Origin of the sequence: Pinisolibacter sp., assembly GCF_036782435.1 — a bacterium.
GTDB lineage: Bacteria > Pseudomonadota > Alphaproteobacteria > Rhizobiales > Ancalomicrobiaceae > CALBKH01.
This window is the reverse complement of sequence record NZ_DAIPZB010000010.1, coordinates 1-20,911: the sequence shown is the minus strand read 5'-3', so window position 1 is coordinate 20,911 and position 20,911 is coordinate 1. Positions and strand designations below refer to the sequence as shown.

Annotated in this window: 23 protein-coding genes and 1 tRNA gene; 7 read left to right on the top strand and 17 right to left on the bottom strand. The window is 70.4% G+C overall.

Going from position 1 to position 20,911, the window contains the following annotated elements; all coding sequences use genetic code 11:
- Positions 1-166: 166 nt before the first annotated feature.
- The 4 genes from V7Q42_RS06035 to V7Q42_RS06020 form a co-directional block, all read right to left on the bottom strand.
- Entirely contained in the window at positions 167-1,474 is a 1,308-nt protein-coding gene (locus tag V7Q42_RS06035; RefSeq protein ID WP_333823054.1) for an ammonium transporter, read from the bottom strand.
- A 63-nt stretch (positions 1,475-1,537) separates the two neighbouring features.
- Positions 1,538-1,876, bottom strand: coding sequence for a P-II family nitrogen regulator (locus V7Q42_RS06030; RefSeq protein ID WP_333823052.1), 339 nt, complete (start codon positions 1,874-1,876; stop codon positions 1,538-1,540).
- 212 nt (positions 1,877-2,088) lie between these two features.
- The gene (locus V7Q42_RS06025; RefSeq protein ID WP_333823051.1) at positions 2,089-3,282 is read right to left on the bottom strand and encodes an MFS transporter; all 1,194 of its coding nucleotides are present in this window, start codon (positions 3,280-3,282) and stop codon (positions 2,089-2,091) included.
- Positions 3,279-3,824, bottom strand: coding sequence for a GNAT family N-acetyltransferase (locus V7Q42_RS06020; protein ID WP_333823081.1), 546 nt, complete (start codon positions 3,822-3,824; stop codon positions 3,279-3,281). Before V7Q42_RS06020 ends, V7Q42_RS06025 begins: the two co-directional genes overlap by 4 nt.
- Before the next feature lie 120 nt (positions 3,825-3,944).
- On the opposite strand from V7Q42_RS06020, the gene V7Q42_RS06015 reads away from it, so the two are divergent.
- Positions 3,945-4,838: a LysR family transcriptional regulator gene (locus V7Q42_RS06015; RefSeq protein WP_333823050.1), complete on the top strand. Its 894-nt coding sequence runs from the start codon at positions 3,945-3,947 to the stop codon at positions 4,836-4,838.
- Between the two features lie 151 nt (positions 4,839-4,989).
- On the opposite strand, the gene V7Q42_RS06010 is transcribed toward V7Q42_RS06015, so the two are convergent.
- From V7Q42_RS06010 to atpD, 9 genes are read right to left on the bottom strand one after another with little or no spacing between them, the layout of a single operon-like run.
- Positions 4,990-5,850 carry a F0F1 ATP synthase subunit gamma gene (locus tag V7Q42_RS06010; protein ID WP_333823048.1) on the bottom strand — a complete coding sequence of 287 codons (861 nt, stop codon included), beginning with the start codon at positions 5,848-5,850 and terminating at the stop codon, positions 4,990-4,992.
- Complete coding sequence (locus V7Q42_RS06005) at positions 5,847-7,385, bottom strand: F0F1 ATP synthase subunit alpha (RefSeq protein WP_333823079.1); 1,539 nt, start codon at positions 7,383-7,385, stop codon at positions 5,847-5,849. Before V7Q42_RS06005 ends, V7Q42_RS06010 begins: the two co-directional genes overlap by 4 nt.
- Positions 7,386-7,404: 19 nt before the next feature.
- The gene (locus V7Q42_RS06000) at positions 7,405-8,145 is read right to left on the bottom strand and encodes a F0F1 ATP synthase subunit delta (RefSeq protein ID WP_333823047.1); all 741 of its coding nucleotides are present in this window, start codon (positions 8,143-8,145) and stop codon (positions 7,405-7,407) included.
- Between the two features lie 7 nt (positions 8,146-8,152).
- Complete coding sequence (locus V7Q42_RS05995) at positions 8,153-8,398, bottom strand: F0F1 ATP synthase subunit C (RefSeq protein ID WP_333823046.1); 246 nt, start codon at positions 8,396-8,398, stop codon at positions 8,153-8,155.
- Positions 8,395-9,102, bottom strand: a complete 708-nt coding sequence (locus V7Q42_RS05990; RefSeq protein ID WP_333823045.1) for a F0F1 ATP synthase subunit A — start codon at positions 9,100-9,102, stop codon at positions 8,395-8,397. The genes V7Q42_RS05995 and V7Q42_RS05990 overlap by 4 nt, the downstream gene beginning before the upstream one ends.
- Entirely contained in the window at positions 9,099-9,383 is a 285-nt protein-coding gene (locus V7Q42_RS05985; protein ID WP_333823044.1) for an N-ATPase subunit AtpR, read from the bottom strand. The genes V7Q42_RS05990 and V7Q42_RS05985 overlap by 4 nt, the downstream gene beginning before the upstream one ends.
- A complete protein-coding gene (locus V7Q42_RS05980) occupies positions 9,380-9,700 on the bottom strand; it encodes an AtpZ/AtpI family protein (RefSeq protein ID WP_333823043.1) in 321 nt (106 codons plus the stop codon). The genes V7Q42_RS05985 and V7Q42_RS05980 overlap by 4 nt, the downstream gene beginning before the upstream one ends.
- The gene (locus V7Q42_RS05975; RefSeq protein ID WP_333823042.1) at positions 9,697-10,164 is read right to left on the bottom strand and encodes a F0F1 ATP synthase subunit epsilon; all 468 of its coding nucleotides are present in this window, start codon (positions 10,162-10,164) and stop codon (positions 9,697-9,699) included. The genes V7Q42_RS05980 and V7Q42_RS05975 overlap by 4 nt, the downstream gene beginning before the upstream one ends.
- Positions 10,161-11,657: a F0F1 ATP synthase subunit beta gene (gene atpD / locus V7Q42_RS05970; protein WP_333823041.1), complete on the bottom strand. Its 1,497-nt coding sequence runs from the start codon at positions 11,655-11,657 to the stop codon at positions 10,161-10,163. Before atpD ends, V7Q42_RS05975 begins: the two co-directional genes overlap by 4 nt.
- Before the next feature lie 543 nt (positions 11,658-12,200).
- Between atpD and V7Q42_RS05965 the strand changes: the two genes are divergently transcribed.
- From V7Q42_RS05965 to V7Q42_RS05940, 6 genes are all read left to right on the top strand, one after another.
- The gene (locus tag V7Q42_RS05965) at positions 12,201-13,208 is read left to right on the top strand and encodes a TRAP transporter substrate-binding protein (protein ID WP_333823040.1); all 1,008 of its coding nucleotides are present in this window, start codon (positions 12,201-12,203) and stop codon (positions 13,206-13,208) included.
- 67 nt (positions 13,209-13,275) lie between these two features.
- Positions 13,276-13,779, top strand: coding sequence for a TRAP transporter small permease (locus V7Q42_RS05960; RefSeq protein WP_333823039.1), 504 nt, complete (start codon positions 13,276-13,278; stop codon positions 13,777-13,779).
- Complete coding sequence (locus tag V7Q42_RS05955) at positions 13,779-15,056, top strand: TRAP transporter large permease (RefSeq protein ID WP_333823038.1); 1,278 nt, start codon at positions 13,779-13,781, stop codon at positions 15,054-15,056. The genes V7Q42_RS05960 and V7Q42_RS05955 overlap by 1 nt, the downstream gene beginning before the upstream one ends.
- Before the next feature lie 73 nt (positions 15,057-15,129).
- Positions 15,130-16,326 (top strand): mannonate dehydratase, encoded by a 1,197-nt coding sequence (uxuA, locus tag V7Q42_RS05950; protein WP_333823037.1) that lies wholly within the window; start codon positions 15,130-15,132, stop codon positions 16,324-16,326.
- 138 nt (positions 16,327-16,464) lie between these two features.
- On the top strand, positions 16,465-17,670 hold the full coding sequence (locus tag V7Q42_RS05945) for a diaminopropionate ammonia-lyase (protein WP_333823036.1): 1,206 nt from the start codon (positions 16,465-16,467) through the stop codon (positions 17,668-17,670).
- Entirely contained in the window at positions 17,667-18,908 is a 1,242-nt protein-coding gene (locus V7Q42_RS05940) for a M20 family metallo-hydrolase (protein WP_333823035.1), read from the top strand. Before V7Q42_RS05945 ends, V7Q42_RS05940 begins: the two co-directional genes overlap by 4 nt.
- Positions 18,909-19,094: 186 nt before the next feature.
- Here the strand turns inward: V7Q42_RS05940 and V7Q42_RS05935 are convergent.
- The 4 genes from V7Q42_RS05935 to V7Q42_RS21435 all read right to left on the bottom strand — a co-directional run bounded on the left by V7Q42_RS05935 (position 19,095) and on the right by V7Q42_RS21435 (position 20,864).
- Positions 19,095-19,170: transfer RNA gene (locus V7Q42_RS05935), tRNA-Phe, on the bottom strand.
- A 323-nt stretch (positions 19,171-19,493) separates the two neighbouring features.
- Positions 19,494-19,709, bottom strand: coding sequence for a DNA gyrase inhibitor YacG (gene yacG / locus V7Q42_RS05930; protein ID WP_333823034.1), 216 nt, complete (start codon positions 19,707-19,709; stop codon positions 19,494-19,496).
- Position 19,710: 1 nt separating this feature from the next.
- Positions 19,711-20,349 (bottom strand): Maf-like protein, encoded by a 639-nt coding sequence (locus tag V7Q42_RS05925; protein WP_333823033.1) that lies wholly within the window; start codon positions 20,347-20,349, stop codon positions 19,711-19,713.
- Positions 20,350-20,438: 89 nt separating this feature from the next.
- Positions 20,439-20,864, bottom strand: coding sequence for a DUF4276 family protein (locus V7Q42_RS21435; RefSeq protein ID WP_442958167.1), 426 nt, complete (start codon positions 20,862-20,864; stop codon positions 20,439-20,441).
- Positions 20,865-20,911: the final 47 nt, after the last annotated feature.

Here is a 20,911-nt window from a genome sequence, read left to right as displayed (position 1 = left end):
CGATCGATCTGAAGATCGGGTTGATGCCGGTCGGCCGGAGGCGGACCACCGACCGACGTGCCGGATGAGCGGCCCGGCGGATCCGTCCGCCGAAATCACCGTCGTGCGGACGGGGTGATTTCGGCGGGCGGAATCGAAAACTCGAACGGATCGTTCGGATTTCGCCTCAGGTGTGCAGCGTCTCGCCGTGGAGGGCGAGGTCGAGGCCTTCGCGTTCCTGATCGGGGGCGACGCGCAGGGCGGTGAAGAGGCCCGTCACCTTGAGCGCGATCCAGGTGCCGGCGACGCACCACGCGGTGACCACGGCGACGCCGAGGGCCTGCAGGGCGAACTGGCGCAGGTTGCCCTCGATGAGGCCGGAGACGGCGGTGTCGCCGGTGATCGCCGAGGAGGCGAAGACGCCGGCGAGCAGCGTGCCGATCAGGCCGCCGACGCCGTGGACGCCGAAGACGTCGAGGCTGTCGTCGTAGTTCAGGAGATGCTTGAGCTCGGTGCAGCACCAGTAGCAGACGACGCCGCCGACGAGGCCGATGACGAGGCCGGACCAGGGTTCGACGTAGCCCGACGCCGGCGTGATCATGCCGAGGCCGGCGATGGCGCCGGAGATCATGCCGAGCACCGAGGGCTTGCCACGCTGCCACCATTCCATCGCCGTCCAGGCGATGGCGCCGGCGGAGGCCGAGAGGTGGGTGGCCATGATGGCGTAGACGGCGCGCGAGCCGGCGCCGAGCGCCGAGCCGCCGTTGAAGCCGAACCAGCCGACCCACAGGAGGCCGGTGCCGGTGACCGCCATGGTCAGGTCGAAGGGCGCGAGGTTCTCGCGGCCGAAGCCCATGCGGTTGCCGACGACCAGCGCCGCGACCAGACCGGCGACGCCGGCGTTGATGTGGACGACGGTGCCGCCGGCGAAGTCGATGACGCCCATCGCCCCGAGGAAGCCGCCACCCCACACCCAGTGGGCGGAGGGGACGTAGACCAGGAACAGCCAGATCACCGAGAAGATCAGGAAGGCGGCGAAGCTCATGCGGTCGGCGACCGAGCCGCCGACCAGCGCCACGGTGATGACGGCGAAGGTCATCTGATAGGCGAGGAAGAGCATCTCGGGGATGGTCTTGGCGAAGGGGCTCACCGTGTCGAGGCCGATGCCGGCGCCGAAGAGACGGGCGGCGGAGCCGATGACCGCGCCGTCGCCGGTGAAGGCGAGCGAATAGCCGAGCACGTACCACAGGATCGACACCACCGCGGTGGCGGCGACCGACTGGGCCATGGTGGCGAGCAGGTTCTTCTTGCGCACCATGCCGGCATAGAACAGCGCCAGACCCGGCAGGGTCATCATCAGGACGAGGGCGGTGGCGGCGATCATGAAGCCGGTGTCGGCGGCGTCGATCGGCGAGCCGTCGGCGGCCTTGGCGGAGCCGGCGCCGAGGCAGAGGAGGAGCGTCGCCCCGACGAGGGACGCGAAACGGGAAGACATGGTCGATACCGATGAGTGTGAGTTGCCGACGAACGAGCGAGCCGAACGACTCGCGGTGCGGTGTCAGAGCGCGGCTTCGCCGCTCTCCGAAGTGCGGATTCGCATGGCCTGTTCGACCGGCAGGACGAAGATCTTGCCGTCGCCGATCTGGCCGGTGTGAGCGGAGCGGCGGATCGCCTCGACGGTCGCATCGACGAGGTCGTCGCCGACCACCACTTCGATGCGGACCTTGGGAATGAAGCTCACGACGTATTCGGCGCCGCGATAGATCTCGGCGTGACCCTTCTGGCGGCCGTAGCCCTTCACTTCGGTGATGGTCATGCCGTGGATCTCGAGCGAGGTCAGCGCATCGCGCACCTCGTCGAGTTTGAACGGCTTGATGACGGCGACGACGAGTTTCATGCGGACCCCCGGGAATGCAGAAAAGATGAGCGAATTGGCGAGTTCGTCAGCAACCCACGTGCCAATTCTGCTGAAGCCTTGATCAGCGAGCAATGCTTTTACGCATTCGAAACCAAGTCTTTCGCGTATGCGCGAAAATGCTCAATCGGTGGACAATTTTGTGCTCACTTCTCGAGCAGATGGCGCATTCATCGGCACTGGATGGCGCATGATCAGGCGATCGCGGCGGGCCGGAAGCGGCGGCGCAGGGCGAACGCGGCGAGGGCCGCGGCGATGGCCGGAACGGCCAGGGCGACGAGCGCCGCCATGGGGCCGCCGTGGTCGAGGACCAGGGCGACGGCGAAGGGGGCGAGCGCCGAGAACCAGAAGGCGGGGGCGCCGATCCGGCCGGTGACGGTGCCGTAGACGCGTGGTTCGAAGAGCACCAGGGGAACAGCGCCGCGGGCGATGGTGACGACACCGTTGCCGCAGCCGCCGCCGATCGAGAAGACCAGAGCGGCGGCGGTGCTGATGCCGGCGAAGGGGGCGAAGGCCAGCGTCGCCGGCAGCAGGAGGCAGGCGAAGAGCGTCAGGTCGAGCGGGTGCGTCCGCCCGCCGGAGGCGAATTCGGCGAGGCGCGCGGCGGACTGGCCGACGCCGCGCAGGCTCGACACGGTCACCGCCACCGGCACCGCCATGCCGAGGGCGACCATCAACGGAATGAGGTGGGCGGCGAGTGCCGAGGCGAGGACGCTGGTGGCGACCGCGACGATGCCGAAGAGGATGGCGGCGGCGCGGGCCTCTTCCGGCGTCGTCGCCAGCGGCGGCGCGAGCGGACGGGGCGGGATGCCGCCCGCCGGCGCGGCGTCGGGCGCGCCGACCTTCGGGATCGCCAGATGCAGCGGCAGGGTCAGGAAGGTGAAGCCGGCGAAGACGACGGTCGCGCCGCGCCAGCCGAGGCGATCGGCCAGCGCCTCGCCGATGAACCAGAAGACGGTCGATGCGAGGCCGCCGGAGAGCGTCACGGTGGTGATGGCGCGGCGGGCGGTCGCCGGATCGATGCGGACGAGCGCGGCGAAACAGGCGTCGTAGAGCGTCATGCGCATGGCGACGCCGAGCACCACCCAGGCGGCGAACCAGTGGACGAGATGGTGGGCGGTGGCGAGGGCGAGGAGGCCGAGGGTCGAGGCGAGCGAGCCGGCGACCATGACGTTGCGCCCACCGGCGCGGTCGATCGCTCGGCCGATCGCCGGCGAGGCGAAGCCCATCACCAGGAGGGCGAGGGAGAAGCCGGCGTGGACCAGGCTGCGCGACCACCCGGTGTCGGCGACGATGCGATCGCCGAAGACGCCGACGACATAGAAGGTGGCGCCCCAGCCGATCAACTGCGAGGCGGAGAGCGCGGCGACGACCCGGCCGGCGATCATGGCCGATCGACCGGCGGCGTCGTGTCGCCGTCGCCGAGGGGGCGCTGCATCAGCACGCTGTCGAGCCAGCGGCCGTGTTTCCAACCGACCGAGGGCAGCAGGCCGGCGTGGGCGAAGCCGAGGGCGGCGTGGAGGCCGATCGAGGCGGCGTTGCCGCTGTCGCCGATGACGGCGAGCATCTGCCGATAGCCGAGCGCCGTCGTCGTCTCGATCAGCGCGGCGAGCAGCATCCGGCCGAGGCCGCGGCCCTTGGCGGCGGGATCGACGTAGACCGAATTCTCCACCGTGAAGCGATAGGCCGGGCGCGGCCGGTAGATGCCGGCATAGGCGTAGCCGAGGACGCGGCCGTCGACCCCGGCGACGAACCAGGGCAGCCCCGCCTCGGCGACCTTGGCCATGCGCGCCGCCATCTCCGCCTCGTCGGGCGGGTCGAGTTCGAACGAGGCGCAGCCGTTCAGCACCGCGTCGGCGTAGATGGCGCGGATGGCGGGGATGTCGGCCGGGGTGGGGGAGCGGAGGAGGGCGGTGGTCGGATCGGACATGTCGGCGGTGCGGGTTCCGGGCGAGGCGACGCGCGGACCGCGTCCGTGGATCTTGTTGCGCTCGTTCGTGCCATCGATCAAGCTCATGCAGGTTCTGCGATGCAGAAGGAATAGTCATAGATGATCGAAGCCGATCTCGATCGCCTCTTCGCCTTCGCCGAAGTGGCCGAACAGGCGAGTTTCTCGCGGGCGGCGGAAGCGCACGGCGTCAGCCAGTCGGCGATGAGCCTCAAGGTGAAGCAGCTCGAGCGTGAGCTCGGGGTGCGGCTGCTCGAGCGCGCCGGGCGGCGGGTGCGGCCGACCGCGGCGGGGCGCGAACTCCTCGTTCACGTCGCCGGGCTGAAGGCGGCGCATGCGGCGGCGATCGCGTCGGTGAGGCCGCACCGCAACGGCGACGCCGGGCGGGTGGTGATCGGCACCGGAGCGACCGCCTGCATCCATTTTCTGCCCGGGCCGCTCGGGCGGTTGCGCGCCGCGATGCCGGGGCTCGAGATCATCGTGCGCACCGGCGACACCCGCGACATCGTCGCCGCGGTCGAGGCCAACACCATCGACGTGGCGCTGGTGACGCTGCCCGCTTCTGGGCGGGCGCTCGAGGTGGAAGAGCTGATGGGCGACGAGATGCTGGCGGTGTTGCCGGCGGCGGAGCGGCCGCCCGCGGGGCCGATCGAGCCGGCGGCGCTCGCCCGCCTGCCGCTGATCCTCTACGAATCGCGCGGACGGACCCGGGCGATCATCGACGACTGGTTCGCCGCCGCCGGCATCGTCGCCAAGCCGGTGATGGAGCTCTCCTCGGTCGAGACGATTCGCGAGTTGGTCGCCGCCGGGCTCGGCGCGGCGATCCTGCCGGCGCTGGCGCTCGGGGGCGACGTCACCGGCCGGGTGGCGGTGCGGCCGCTGGCGCCACGGCTCGAACGGCGTCTGGGTCTGGTGATGCGGCGCGACAAGTCGCTCGATCCGGCGCTGCGCGCCGCGGTGGCGGCGATGCGGGATCGCGCCGAGGCGCGACGGTGAACCGGCACCCTCCGCGACGACTGCTCCTACCGAGTTCACGAAATTCGGACTCGTCCGAATTTCGTGGGTTGCGGCCCGACCGGCCGACGCCCGTTCGGGCTTGCCTTCGCGGATGACGTTCCGAACAGGTCGGAACTTCATCCGCTCGGTATCAGCCGCCGCGCAGGGCGCTGGTGGCGAGTTCGACGATCTCGCCGGTGATCGCCTCCTGGCGCAGCCGGCGGGCGGTCGCGCGCAACTCGTCGAGGGTGTCGGAGACCTTCTCTTTGGCGGCGGTCATCGCCCGGACGCGTGCGTCGTTCTCCGCGGCGTGCGACAGCACCACCGTCTCGCACAGTTCGGCGAAGACGTGTTCCTCGGCGAGGCGGGCGAGCAGCAAGGGCGGTGGAAGGGTGGTCAGCGGCGCCACCGCATCGGTGCGCGGCGGGAAACGGCCGTAGTCGAAGGGCAGCAGCCGGCGCACCGCCACCGCCGGACCGGAGGCGCCGTCGGGGACCGCGTGGACGATGGTGACGCGGGCGATCGAGCCGTCGTTCAGCCGGCGATAGAGGGCGTCGGCGATGCGTTCGGCGAGCAGCGTCGCCTGATCGTCGTGGAGGATCATCGCCGTCGACCAGGCGACGGTGAGCCCCCGCTCCTGGGCTGCGAGGACGCCGCGGTCGCCGACGACGAAGAGGTCGCGGCGCCAGCCGGGCGGGCTGGTGGTGTGGGCGGCGGCGTCGAGGACGGCGCCGGAGAAGCCGCCGGCGAAGCCCTGTTCGGCGCAGAAGGCGACGACGACGTGGCCGTGGCGAGCGCCGTTCGTCGCGGTGGGCGCCTCGCCGGCCGGCAGGACGGCCAGCGCCCGTCCGATCGCCTCGCCGAGGATGTCGGCATGGGCGCGCACCGCCCCGAGACGGGCGCGCGAGGCGCGGGCCCGTGCCGCGGCGATCGAGCGGATGGCGCCGACCACCTGCGACAGCTGTCGAGTGGTGGCGATCCGCGTCTCGATGTCGGCGAGCCGGTCGGTCATGGCGGCTCACACTCGGGGACGAGCGTCGCGGCGAGGCCGGCGACGGCCCGCACCAGCGCGGCCCGATCGTCCTCGTCGATCCGGCCGTCGTGGCCGACGGCCTCGACGACGGCGGGGAGGGTGGCGTCGAGTCGGGCCGGCAGACGGGCGCGCAACGTGGTGAGGCGATCGATCGCCAGGTCGTCGAGCGCGCCGGCGGTAAGCGCCGCGAGGAGCGCCACCTGATCGACGCGGCGCAGGGCCGAGAAGCGCGGTTGGGCGAGAAGGGCGCGGATGCGGGCGCCGCGCGCCATCTGGGCGCGAACCCGGGTGTCGGAGAGACCGCCGAAGCGGGTGAACATCTCCAGTTCGAGGAACTGGGCGTAGTCGAGGCGGATACGGCCGGAGACGGCGTGCAGCGCCGGCGCCTGGGCCTTGCCGCCGACGCGGGAGACAGACAGGCCGACGTCGACCGCCGGGCGGTGGTCGGCGGCGAACAGGCGGGTATCGAGGACGATCTGGCCGTCGGTGATCGAGATCAGGTTGGTCGGAATGTAGGCGGAGAGATTGCCGGCGTCGGTCTCGGCGATGGGCAGCGCGGTGAGCGAGCCGCCGCCCAGGTGCGCGGAGAGCTTGGCGGCGCGTTCGAGCAGGCGGGCGTGGACGTAGAAGACGTCGCCGGGATAGGCCTCGCGGCCGGGCGGCTCGCGGGTGAGCAGCGCCAGCGAGCGGTGGACGGCGGCATGGCGGGTGAGGTCGTCGACCACCACCAGGGCGTGGCCGCCGCGGTCGCGGAACCACTCCGCCATGGTGAAGCCGGCGAAGGGGGCGATCCACTGCAGGCCGGCGGGGGCGGCGGCGGAGGCGACGACGAAGATGCAGCGCTCCGGCGCGCCGTGTTCGCGCACCGCCTCGATCACCCGTTCGACGGCGCGGGCGCGCTGGCCGACGGCGATGTAGACGGAGATCACGTCGGTCGCTTTCTGGCGGACGATGGCGTCGACGGCGATGGCGGTCTTGCCGGTGGCGCGGTCGCCGATGATCAGTTCGCGCTGGCCGCGACCGATGGCGAAGAGCGCGTCGACCACCATCAGGCCGGTCTCCAGGGGCTCGCCGACGAGATCGCGATCGATGATCGCCGGGGCGGGGCGTTCGACCGGCAGATGTGCCTCGGCGACGATCGGCGGGCCACCGTCGAGGGGGCGACCGAGCGGGTCGACGACGCGGCCGAGGAGGCCGGAGCCGACGGGGACGCGCACCACTTCGCCGGTGCCGTCGACGCGCGAGCCGGCCTCGACGCCGACCGGGTCGTCGAGGAGGACGGCGTCGATGGCATGCGCGTCGAGGCCGAGGGCGAAGCCGGTGCGGCCGCCCTGGAAGGTGAGGAGTTCGTCGAGCCGCACCTCCGGCAGGCCGGAGACCCGGGCGATGCCGTCGGCGATGGTCTCGACCCGGCCGATCGAGGCGGCGCGCGGCGCCAGATCGGCGCGGGCGAGGGCGGCGCGGCCGCGCTTCAGCCAGGCCTCGTCGTCGGGACGGGCGACGTCGGGGGACATCGCCTCGGGGGGCATCGCGTCAGGAGACGTCATGACGAGCGAGCTCCGCTTCGATGCGTTCGAGGTCGGCGGCGAGGCTGTTGCGCACCACCGCGTGGGGCATCTCGAGTTCGAGCCCGGCGAGGAGCGCCGGATCGACGGTGACGGTGATCTCGGCCGGCCGTCCGAGAACCTCGGCGAGGGCGGCGGCGATGGTGGCACGTTCGTCGTCGTCGAGCGGGCGCGGTGCCTTCAGGGCCAGCGGCGCGCCGGTGCCGAGCGCGGCGCGGGTCGCTTCGGGCAGCGTCGCCACCGCCTCGGCGAGACCGGCGACGAAGCCGGCGACCTGCGCCTCTTTCGGTAGGCGGGTCATCAGGCGGGCGGCGATGTCGACCGCGAGGCCGCCGGCGCGCGCTTCGGCGCGGGCGGTCTCGGTGGCGACGAGGCGGCGGATGTCGTCGCGCGCCGCGACGCGGACGCGGTCGGCCTCGGCGCGGGCCGCGGCGAGGAGCGCGGCTTTGGCGGCCTCGGCCTCGGCGGTGGCGGCGGCGACGGCGCGATCACGGTCGCTCGCGCGACGGGCGACTTCGGCCTCGGCCTCGGCACGGGCGGTCACGGCGGCGGCGCGGGCGGCGTTCGCTTCGTCGAGGATCTTCGCCGCCTCGGCGCGCCGCGCTGCGACGATGTCGGCGACCGGACGGAAGAAGACGCGGCCGAGGATCCAGACGAGGACCAAGACGTTGATCGTCTGCAGGCCGAGCGTCCACCAGTCGATGCGCATGGCGCGATCACTTCACGAAAGGGTTGGCGAAGAGCAGCAGCAGGGCGATCACCAGACAGTAGATCGCCATGGTCTCGATCATCGCGAGGCCGACGAACAGGGTGCGCGACAGCGTCCCGGCGGCCTCGGGTTGACGGGCGATGGCCTCCATCGCCGCGGCGACGGCCCGGCCCTCGGCGAGCGCCGGACCGATGGCGCCGAAGGAGACGGCGAGAGCGGCGGCGAGAATGGACACGATCTCGACGATGTTCATGACGGGGTGGGCTCCTTGCGGTCGGGGCCGGCGGTCGGCGGTACGGATTCGCCGACGGCGGCGCCGATGAAGATGGTGGCGAGCACGGCGAAGATGTAGGCTTGGACTGCGCCGGTGAGGAGATCGAGCGCCATCAAGGGGATCGGCACCAGCAGGCCGGCGAGGCTCAACACGATGCCGACGACGAAGACGCCGCTCATGACGTTGCCGAAGAGGCGGACGACGAGCGAGAAGGTGCGGGTGATCTGTTCGACCAGATTGAGCGGGATCATCACCCAACTCGGCTCGGCGAAGGTCTTCATCCAGCCGAAGAGACCGCGGCTGCGGACGCCGTAGAAGATGGTCGCGGCGAAGACGACGAGGGCGAGGGCGGCGTCGGTCTCGAGCTTCGCCGTCGGCGGTTCGACGCCGGGGACGAGCGACGACCAGTTGGCGGTGAGGACGAAGACGAAGATGCCGCCGATCAGCGGCCGGTAGGGGGCGGGATCGGCGCCGAGCGTGTCGCGGATCTGATCGTCGACGGCGCCGACCAGCAGTTCGAGCATGCTCTGGGCCCGCGATGGCAGGAGGGTCAGCCGGCGGGTGAGGAGCACCGCGCCGAGGATCAGCGCCGCCATGATCGCCCAGGTGGTCGCGACCGCGGCGGTGATCGGCACCGGGCCGAGATGGAAGAGCGGTTCGGAGACGAGCGGTGAGCCGGTCATGACGAAGCCTCCTTGCGACGCAGCACCACGGCGCGGGCGACGAAGAGGCCGAGGGCGGTCAGCAGCAGGGGCAGCGCGCCCTGGCGCGCGAAGAGGATCAGTACCGCGACGAGCACCACCCAGCGTGTCGCCTGCAGCGCCAGTGCGCGACCGGCGGCGCCGGCGGCGAAGACGTCGGCGATACGGCGCAGCGAGGCGAAGTGGAGGAGCCCGAGGGCGAGGCCGGCGGCGAAGGCGGCGGCGAGCAGCAGCGGAGAGCCGAGCGTGGTGACGGTGGTCATCGGATGTCTCCCCGGCTGCGATGCATCCATTTCCAGGCGGTGTGGAAGCCGATCGCCGCGCCGAGCATGATCGCCGGAGCGGAGAAGAAGATGCCGGTGCCGAAGCGGCGGTCGAGCCAGCGGCCGGCGAAGGCGCCGATCAGCGCCGGTACGACGATCGCCCAGCCGAGGACGCCGATCTGGGCGAGGCGCGACCCGAGCGACGGCTCCGCGACACGGCGGCCCTCCTCGTCGCGGGTGGCGGCGCGCCGGGCGGCGGTGGCCAGCGGGTCGTCTTCGGCGGGGTCGGGGGTGCGGTCGAGATCGGCGGGCGTCATGGCGCACCTCCCATCTCCGCTTCGCCGTCACCGTCGCCGAAGGCGGCGGGAACCGCCGAGCCCGGGCGCAGCCAGCGCAGCAGCTGGCGCACCGCGAGGGTGTGGAGGCGCATCTGCTCGACCCGGGCGCGGCGGTCGGCATCGGTCTCGGCGCCGCGGCGGGCGTGGACGCGGGCCTCGAGCGCGGCGAGATCGTCGCCGAGTTCGCCCTGGCGGCAGGCGACGGCGACGCGGTCGCCACCGGATACGGTCATCGTGCCGCCGTGGACGACGCAGTAGCGGGTGGCGCCGTCGTCGAGGCGCCAGCGCAGCACCGAGGCGGTGAGCACGGTCAAGAGATCGGTGTGGCCGGGCAGGATGCCGAAGGAGCCGCTCTCGTCCTCGGCGCGGACCGCGGCGACGCCGTCCGCTTCGACGAGCAGGCAGTCAGGGGTGGTGACGACGAGGCGGAGCGCCCGTGTCATGGTACGCCTCCCGTCGATCGACCGCCGCGTGCCGCCGTTTCCTTGGCGCGGGCCTCTTCGAGGTCACCGACCATGTAGAGCGAACTCTCCTGCCAGTCGTCGCAGTCGCCGGCGAGGATCGCTCGGCAGCCGGCGATGGTGGCGGCGACCGGCACCGAGCGGCCGGCGACGCCGGTGAAGGCCTCGGTGACGGCGAAGGGCTGGGTGAGGAAACGTTGCAGGCGGCGGGCGCGGCCGACGATGCGGCGGTCGTCGGCGCCGAGTTCCTCGAGGCCGAGCAGGGCGATGACGTCCTGGAGCTCGCGATAGTGCTCGATCGTGCGGCGCACCTCGGTGGCGACGCGGGCGTGCTCGTCGCCGACGATCAGCGGGTCGAGCAGGATCGACGAGGAGGCGATCGGATCGACCGCCGGATACATGCCCTCCGCCGCCATGGCGCGCGACAGCACCACCATGGAATCGACGTGGCCGGCGATGGTGGTCACCGCCGGATCGGTGAAGTCGTCGGCCGGCACGTAGACCGCCTCGATGGCGGTGACCGAGGCGCCGCCGACCGAGGCGATGCGCTCCTGCAGCGCCGCCACCTCGTCGGCCAGTGTCGGCTGGTAGCCGACGCGCGACGGCAGGCGGCCGAGGAGGCCGGAGACCTCCGAGCCGGCCTGGACGAAGCGGAAGACGTTGTCCATCAGGAGGAGGACGTTGCGCCGGCGTTCGTCGCGGAAATGTTCGGCGATGGTCAGCGCCGTCAGCGGCACCCGCCAGCGGGCGCCGGGCGGCTCGTTCATCTGGCCGTAGACCAGGATGGTGTTCTCGATGACGCCGGAACCACGCATGTCGAGCAGCATCTCGTGGCCTTCCCGGGACCGCTCGCCGATGCCGGCGAAGACCGAGATGCCCTGATAACCGGCGACCATGGCGTGGATGAGTTCCATCACCAGCACGGTCTTGCCGACGCCGGCGCCGCCGAACATCGCCGCCTTGCCGCCCTGGGCGATCGGGGTGAGGAGGTCGAGGACCTTGATGCCGGTGGCGAAGAGGTCGGAAATGCCGCGCTGGTCGGCGAGCGGCGGCGGGGCGCGATGGATGGCGCGGCGCGGCACGTCGTCGGGGAGCGGCGGGCCGCCGTCGCCGATGCGGCCGGTGACGTCGACGAGGCGGCCGAGAACGGCGTCGCCGACCGGCACTTCGATGGGTCGGCCGAGGCGGGTGACCGGGTCGCCACGGCGGAAACCGGCGGTGGCAGCGAGCGCGATGGCGCGCACCGTATCGGCGTCGCGATGGGCCTGGACTTCGGCGATCACCGAGCGACCGTCTCCGTCGGCGATGCGCAACGCTTCTTCGACGGCGGGGAGGTCGCCCTCGGGAAAGGTCACGTCGACCACCGCACCGCGGATCGCGGCGACGCGACCCTCGGCGGCCGGCGGCGCGCCGGACGACCGCTCGGTTTCGGCGTGCCGGGCCGGCGACGAAGGAACGTTCGGGTCCGTGGACATGGCTTATGGCCCGTCTCAATCCCGCGTTTCCGTCGTTCGCGGCCGGCGAGCGGCGGAGATGCGGGCTCTACCCGTTCTACATAGGCCCGCGGGAGCGGAACCGTAAGGGGGAGCAGTCGGTATTCCGGAATGCTACCGATGCGCGCGGACGCCCGGCGGCGAAACGGCGGGATGCGACCCGCGGGCGAATCACCGTGCTCCGGTGTCCGGACGGCGCGCAGAAGCGCGATTCCGGCGCGTTCGCCGAGGCCGCCGTGCCTTGCGGGGGCGCCATCGCGATGCTACCAATATACTGGTCGACTAGTCGACAGATGCTGGTCTCGAAGGTCGGCCGATCGTGCGGACCTTCGCGGAGCGGGAGGGTGTGACGACGTCGCGCCGATCGAGAAGCATTCGGAGTGGGCGATCGAGATGGAGATCGGCCTCGCGGACGGGAACACGGGGTGACACGACCCGCCGGTGAATGAACAAATCCGAACTCGGACGGGCCGTTTCGCCGGAGGGCGGCGGTCGGAACCGGGTGGATCCATGGAGGACGACCAGATGACGAATACCCCTCGGATCTCGCGGCGCGGCTTCGGCGCCGGTCTCCTGGGTGCCGGTGCGGCGCTTACCGTCGGCGGGCTGGCGCGCCCGGCGATCGCCCAGTCGGCGACCGTGCTGAAGCTCGGCCACCTCGGCAACGAGGAGAACGTCTGGCACAAGGCGTCGCTCAAGTTCGCCGAAGAGGTCGCCGCCCGCACCAAGGGGGCGATCGAGGTCAAGGTGTTCCCCAACGAGCAGCTCGGCAAGGAGACCGACCTGATCAAGGGTATCCAGCTCGGCACCGTCGACTTCACCATCACCGGTGAATCGCTGCAGAACTGGGCGCCGGCGGCGGCGCTTCTCGCGGTGCCCTATGCGATCCGGGACATCGCCCATCTCGACAAGGTCGTCGACGGTCCGGTCGGCGCCAAGATCGCCGCCTCGATCGACGAGAAGACCGGTCTCGTACCGCTCACCTATTTCGCCCGTGGCCCGCGCGAACTCACCTCCAATCGGCCGATCGCCAAGCCGGAGGAGCTGAACGGGATGAAGTTGCGCGTTCCCAACGTGCCGCTGTTCGTCAAGGTGTGGGAAGCGCTCGGCGCCAAGCCGACGCCGATGGCCTTCTCCGAGGTGTTCACTTCGCTGCAGAACGGCACCATCGAAGGTCAGGAGAACCCGCTGGCGCTGATCAAGTCGGCGAGCTTCTTCGAAGTGCAGAAATACGTGAACCGCACCGATCACGTGATCAGCTGGATCTATCTGGTCGGCGGCTCCAAGAAGCTCGCCAAGCTGCCGGCGGAACACCAGAAGGCGATCCGCGAGGCGGCGAAAGTGGCGCACGACTACGAGCGCGGCCTGTTCCTCGCCGACGAGACCAAGCTCGAGGCCGAGCTCAAGGCCAAGGGCATGACCTTCGTCGAGGCGGACAAGGCGGCCTTCGCGGCCAAGGCGCAGGCGGCGGTCGATGCGGCACTCGCCGCCGAGATCAAGCCGCTCTATCAGGAGATCCTCGCCACCAAGTGACGAGGTGAGCGGGCGGTGGCGGTGTCGCCGCCCGCTCGGGTCTTCCCATCTCCACGAGGTTCGATCGATGAGACGGACATTCGGCGTCCTGGTTGCGGCAGCGCTCGCCGTCTGTAGGGTCGGCACGCTGGTGAGCTTCCTGGTGTTGATCACGGTTGTCGCGATCCAGATTCTGGGCCGGCTGCCCGGTTTTCCCTCGCCGGCCTGGACGGAGGAGGTGGCGCGGTTCGCGCTCGTCCATCTCGTCGCCTTCTGCTGCGGCATCGCCCTCTTCCGCGGTGAGCTGGTCGCGGTCGACATGTTCGTCGCGCCGCTGCCGGAGAAGCTTCGCCACCTCGTCGCGAGGATCGTCGACGTCGCGGTTCTCGTCTTCTGTCTCGCCATCCTGCCCGGCGCCTGGGACTACGTCGCCGGATCGATCGGCGAGCGGGCGCGCTCGCTCGATGTGCCGATGGTCGTCGTCTACGTCGTGACGCTGACCATCCCGGTGTCGCTGGCCTTCTTCTCGGTCGCGCGGCTCCTCGGTTTCGCGCCGGAGACCGCGCCGGCCGGGCACGGGGAGGTCGCCTGATGCTGATCGGCGCGCTCTTCGGCGTCTTCGCTCTCTGCCTGATCCTCGGCGCGCCGATCGGCATCGCCCTCGGGCTCTCGTCGGTCGTCTATCTGTGGCTCGCCGACATCGGGCTGGCGGTGGTTCCCCAGTACATGTTCGCCGGCATGGACAGTTTCGTGCTGCTGTGCATCCCCGGCTTCGTGCTCGCCGGCAATCTGATGAACGGCGGCGGCATCACCGATCAGATCGTCCGCTTCGGCAATTCGGTGGTCGGCCACGTGCGCGGCGGATTGGCGCTCGCCAACGTCATCGGCTCGATGATCTTCGCCGGCATCTCCGGCACCGCGGTCGCCGAGACCGCCTCGATCGGCGCGGTGATGATCCCGGCGATGAAGAAGTCGGGCTACGACGCCCCCTTCGCCGCGGCGGTGACGGCGGCGGCCTCGACGGTCGGGCCGATCATCCCGCCGAGCGTGCCGATGATCATCGTCGGTACGCTGACCGGGCTGTCGGTCGGCAAGATGTTCCTCGCCGGGGCGCTGCCGGGGCTGCTGCTCGGCGTCGGCATGATGATCACCGTGGCGATCCTGTCGCATCGGCGCGGCTACCCGAAGGGCACATGGCTGGGCCTCGCCCACGTCTTCGCCACCTCCAAGGCCGCCGTCTGGGCGATCCTGATGACGGTGATCATCCTCTACGGCATCGTCGGCGGCGTCTTCACCCCGACGGAAGCCTCGGTGGTCGCGGCGCTCTACGCCTTCGTCGTCGGCCTGTTCATCTACAAGGGCTTCCGCCTCGCCGACCTGCCGCGCATCCTGGTGGAGAGCGCCATCGGCTCGGGGGCGCTCGTCCTGCTGGTCGGGCTCGCCAACGTCTTCGGCTGGATCCTCACCTCCGAGCAGATCCCGCAGACCATCGCCTCGGCGATGCTTTCGGTGACGACCAACAAGTATCTGATCATCCTCCTGATCAACATCTTGCTGCTGATCGTCGGCACCTTCATGGAAACGATCGCGGCGCTGATCATCCTGTTCCCGCCGCTCTTGGCGGTGGCGGTGAAGGTCGGCATCGATCCGATCCACTTCGCCATCTTCGCCGTTCTCAATCTGATGATCGGGCTGACCACGCCGCCGGTCGGCGTGTGCCTGTTCGTCGCCGCCAACATCGCCAAGATCGACATGGGGAAGATCAGCCGAGCGATCGTGCCCTTCCTGATCTGCAACATCCTGGTGCTGTTTCTCGTCTCGTACGTCCCGGCGATCTCGCTGTGGCTGCCGAGCCTCTTCTACCGTTGATCGCGCCGATCCCGACCGGCGCCGAGACCCCCGAGCGGCGGCGACGCCCTCGCGAATCCGACAGGAGATTCCCATGGAACAGACGTGGCGTTGGTTCGGTCCGAACGACACCGTTCCGCTTTCCCACATCACCCAGGCCGGCGCGACCGGCGTGGTCACGGCGCTGCACGAGATCCCCTACGGGGTGGTGTGGAGCCGCGAGGCGATCGAGGAGCGCAAACGGTTGATCACCGCCGATCCGTCGCTCGGCCTCAGATGGAGCGTGGTGGAGAGCCTGCCCGTCCACGAGCGGATCAAGCTCGCCGAGGGCGATCTGACCGAGCTCTTCGAGAACTACCGGATCTCGATGCGCAACCTCGCCGAGGCCGGGGTTCACACCATCTGCTACAACTTCATGCCGGTGCTCGACTGGACGCGGACGGAACTGCACCATCGCATAGCCGGCGGCGCCACGTCGTTGCGCTTCAACGCCCACGAGTTCGCCGCCTTCGACGTCTTCATGCTGGAGCGTCCGGGTGCCGCCGAAGAGCACGGGCCGGAGCTGATGGCGAAGGCGCGCGCCTGGTTCGACACCACGACCGAAGAAGACCGCGCCGGACTTCTCGCCAACATCATGGCCGGTCTGCCGGGCGCCTACGACCGTTACGACATTCCGCAGCTGCGCGCTCAGCTCGCCCGCTACGACGGCATCGATCGGGCGAAACTCAGGGCCAATCTCGTCCGCTTCCTCGAGGAGATCATCCCGACGGCGGAGGAGGTCGGCATCCGCATGGCGATCCATCCGGACGACCCGCCGCGCAACCTCATGGGCCTGCCGCGCATCGTCTCGTCGGCCGAGGACATCGACTTCATCCTGAACGCCGTGCCGTCGCCGGCGAACGGCCTGACGCTGTGCGCCGGCTCGCTCGGGGCGGGGGCGCAGAACGACGTGCCGGCGATCGCCCGGCGCTTCGCCCGACGCATCCACTTCACCCATCTCAGGAACGTCGCCAAGGAGCCGGACGGGTCGTTCATGGAGGCCGATCACCTCGGCGGCGACACCGACATGGTCGATCTGGTCTCCGCTCTGCTCGAGGAGCAGGGGCGGCGCAAAGCGGGCGGCGAGGAGAACTGGCGCATCCCGATGCGTCCCGACCACGGCCACGAGTTGATGGACGATGTCGGGCGCGGCTCGCACCCGGGTTACACCGCGGTCGGCCGGCTCAAGGGCCTCGCCGAACTGCGCGGTGTCATGTGCGCCGTTTCGGCGATCAAGAAACTGCCGTTGTGAGACGTTGTGAGACGCCCGACGCGGTGTGAGGCGCAGTACGGGGGTCGCGCGGCGGCGACGCGGGGGAGGACCTTTCGCTCGACTTCCCGTATGACGGACATGGCGTGCATCGCCGCGCCGTCAGTCACGGAGACCGTCTTGTCGAGCGATCGCGATTTCGTCCTCACCCCGAACCCGGCCGCCGGACCGGGAGCCTGGACCGCGGCGCAGGACGCCGTCCTCTCCGACGCCGCCTTCGCCGAGGCGCGGGCGACGATCACCGCCTGGCCGGGCTATCGGCCGACGCCGCTCGTCGCGCTTCCCGGCGTGGCGCGGGCCGCCGGCATCGCGGCGCTCCACTACAAGGACGAGGCCTCGCGCTTCGGTCTCGGCAGTTTCAAGGCGCTCGGCGGCGCCTATGCGGTGTGGAAGGTGCTTCTGCGCACCGCCGCGGCGAAGGGCATCGATCCGAACGACCGCGCCGCCTTCGCCGCCCATGCCGGCACCCTCACCGTCACCTGTGCCACCGACGGCAACCATGGTCGTTCCGTCGCCTGGGGGGCGCGGACTTTCGGCTGTCCTTGCGTCATCTTCATCCACGCCGGTGTCAGCGAGGGGCGCAAGGCCGAGATCGAGCGCTATGGCGCCCGCGTCGTGCGCTCGACCGGCAACTACGACGACAGCGTCCGCGAGGCCCAGGCGGCCGCGACGCGCGAGGGCTGGATCGTCGTCTCCGACACCTCCTACGAGGGCTACACCGACATCCCCAAGGACGTCATGCAGGGCTACGAGCTGATGGCGGCCGAAGCCCTGGACCAGTGGCCGGAGGCGGAGCTGCCGACGCATCTCTTCCTGCAGACCGGGGTCGGCGGCATGGCGGCGGCGGTCGCGGCGCATTTCGTCCGCCGCTTCGGTACGGCGCGGCCGGAGATCGTGCTCGCCGATCCGCTGAAGTCGGCCTGCTGGCTGGAATCGATCCGCGCCGGCCATCCGGTGGCGGTGGAAGGCGACCTCGACACGATGATGGCGGGGCTCGCCTGTGGCGAGGTCTCGGGCCTCGCCTGGACGGTCCTCGAGCCGCTCGCCGATGCGGTCGTCGGTCTCGCCGACGACGCGGCGATCGACGGCATGCGCCTGCTCGCCGAGGGTCGCTTCGGCGACGCGCCGCTGGTGGCGGGCGAATCGGCGGTGGCCGGGCTGGCGGCTCTGATGGCGGTCGCCGGCGACGCGGCGGCGCGCGCGGCGCTGAAGCTCGGGCTGGAGGCTCGCGTCCTGGTGTTCGGCACCGAAGGGGCGACCGATCCGGTGTTGTGGGAGCGACTGGTCGGCCGTTCGCCGGCTTCGGTCGGCGGGAGATGCGGATGAACGGACCGAGACCGCGAATCGACCTTTCCCGGCTGATGGGCCGGATCGAGGCCCTCGGCCGTATCGGCGCGCTGCCCGGCGGCGGTGTCTGCCGTCTGGCGCTCACCCCGGCGGACGGCGAGGGGCGGCGGCTGGTCGTCGACTGGATGAAGGCGCTCGGGCTCGAGATCTCGGTCGACCGCATCGGCAACGTCCGCGGCGTCCGAGCCGGCCGCGTCGACGGGGCGCCGGTGATGATCGGCTCGCACATCGACACGGTGGCGACCGGCGGCCTCTACGACGGCAATCTCGGCGTGCTCGCCGGGCTCGAGGTGGTCGCGGCGCTGAACGATGCCGGCCACGTCACCCGTCGGCCGCTCACCGTCGCCTTCTTCACCAACGAGGAGGGTGCTCGCTTCGCCCCGGACATGATGGGCAGCGCCGTCCATCAGGGGGCGCTCGATCTCGACGCGGCGCTCGCCACCGTCGGCATCGACGGCAAGACCGTGGCCGACGAACTCGCGGCGATCGGTTTCGCCGGGGACGCTCCACCGCTGAGCCTGACGCCGCACGCCTATCTCGAACTGCACATCGAACAGGGTCCGGTGTTGGAGCGCGAGAGCTTCGCGATCGGCGCGGTGACCGGCGTGCAGGGCATCTCCTGGACCGAAGTGACGGTCTCCGGCGTCTCCAACCACGCCGGCACCACGCCGATGGCGATGCGCTGCGACGCCGGGGTGGTGGCGGCGCGAGTGATCACTGCGGTGCGCGAGATCGCCGAACGGCTCGGCGGCGCTCAGGTGGCCACCGTCGGGGCGCTGCGGCTGGAGCCGGGGTTGGTCAACGTCGTGCCGCGCAAGGCGGTTTTCACCGTCGATCTGCGCAACACCGACGAGGCGAGGCTCGTCGAGGCGGAGCAGCTGGCGGCGGCGGCGATCACGGAAGCGGCGCGGGCCGAGGGCGCGACCGTGACCAGCCGGCGGCTGGCGCGCTTCGCGCCGGTGGAGTTCGATCCGGCGATCGTCGATCTGGTCGAAGCGACGGCGCGTCGGCACGGCGCGAGCGTGAAACGTATGCCGTCCGGCGCCGGTCACGACGCCCAGATGTTCGCGCCGGATTGCCCCACCGGCATGATCTTCGTACCGAGCCGCGACGGGCTCAGCCACAACGTCCGCGAACACACCGACCGCGAAGAGATCGGTCTCGGCGCCGAGATCCTGCTCGACGTGGTGCTGCATCTGACCGACGGCGACGAGTGAAGGCGTGCCCGACCGGGCGTCGGCCGGCCGGGCCGTGCCGCTCATGGAATTCGGACCCACCGAATTGCATGAGCCGGGTGCGACGGTGCGAACGCCGGTCGACATGGCGGAGGGATCTCGCGCCGAATCGTCCGCGCGGAAGCGGAAGTGTGCGGTCGTCGTCGCCACGATTTCGGGGGAGGGAAGTGGTGCCTGGGGACGGATTTGAACCGCCGACACGCGGATTTTCAATCCGCTGCTCTACCAACTGAGCTACCCAGGCGACCGGGCGGGAGACGCGGGCGCGAGCCCGTTTCCCGAAGGTGGCGGGTTTATAGTCGGTGAGATCGGGGCTGTCCAGAGGGGTTTCGCGATCCGGCGACGGAAACCGTGCTCGGCCCACAAGCCCGTGCCGGGGTTCACGGATTCGGACCGGCGACAGCCTCGGTGGTGCGATCGGGGGCGAGAGGCGGTGAAATTTCCGCGGCGCGGCGGGAGGGGGCGGTGCCACAGGCCGCCGGCGACGCGGGCTTCGGTCGGCGGGCGACTCCCACGCGAGCCGGCGTGCCGAGGGCGTGCACGGCGAACGCCTCCGGACGCGGAGACTCACGCCTCGCCGCTCTCCTCGCCGCCGTCCTCTTCGACGACGGGGACGGCGTAGGCGCCGGTCAGCCAGCGGTGCAGGTCGACCTCGCGGCAGCGCGGCGAACAGAAGGGGCGCGCCTCGAGCGTCGCCGGCTTTCCGCAGATCGGACAGGGCTTCACCGGGGCGACGGCGCCCTCGGTCTCGGGGTGCGGTTCGGGGCGCTGGCGGCTCGCCATGTCAGGCGACCGGCACGAGGGGGGCGGACCAGCCGGCGCGCACCGGATAGCCGGAGCCTTCCAACATGCCGAGGGTCTCGGCCAGCGGCAGGCCGACGACGGCCGGGTAGGAGCCGACGAGCTTGACGACGAAGCCGCCGGCGATGCCTTGGATGGCGTAACCGCCGGCCTTGCCGCGCCACTCGTCGGAGGCGACGTAAGCCGCGATCTCGGCCGACGACAGGCGCTTGAAGCGCAGGCGGGTCTCGACGAGGCGGACCTTGATCGCGCCGGCCGGGGTGACGAGGCCGATACCGGTCCACACCCGATGGGAGCGGCCGGAGAGGAGGCGCAGGCAGCTCTCGGCGTCGTCGACGGTCTCGGCCTTGGGCAGGATGCGGCGGCCGACGGCGACGACGGTGTCGGCGGCGAGGATCCAGGCGCCGGCCCACTCGGGTTCGCGCTTCGACCAGGCGAGAGCCGCTTCCGCCTTGTCCTTGGCCAGACGCAGCGCCAGCTGGCGCGGCAACTCGGCCTTGAGCGGGGTCTCGTCGACGTCGGTCGGATGCAGGTGATCGGGATCGATGCCGACCTGCTGCAACAGTCCCAAGCGGCGCGGCGAGGCGGAGGCCAGCACGAGTTTGGGACGGGCATCGGTCATGGATCTGGTCTCGGGGATGGCGCGGGGGTCGGTCGGCCGGAAGCTAGCGGATCGAGAGGGGAAAGGGAACCGAATCGGGCCGATTAGGCTTAGTTGTCCACGGGCATAGATCTCCGAATACCTTCTACAAGCGCGGCGAAACTCGCAGAGAAATTCGCCCGACCATGAATGTGCTCGGCTATTCGTCTAGCACCGGATACTTTCTGAAATTCAGGGATTCGCCGAACCAACTCCTGACTTGGTTTGGGTATCGAATCGGGGTTTCGAAATTTCTTGGCTGTTAAAGCGGCTAAGATCTCTCTCCGCGCGAACGCCTCGGCTAGCGCCTGTGGAGCACCTAGGTACCAAGATTCCAATTCTTGACATACGATGCGTACGAGTGTGTCCGGACGCCCGTTATCTCGGCATATATCCACTAGTTCCTGCTTGAGAGCGCGGCAGTCGCAACCATCATTGTCAATTAGGATTGCGAATTTTATACCCGGTGACCTTGCCCCCGGTTTGTCTCCGTTCATAACCAGAATCCGTTCCTGCTCTGGTCCGCTCGGGACCGTGCTGCAAA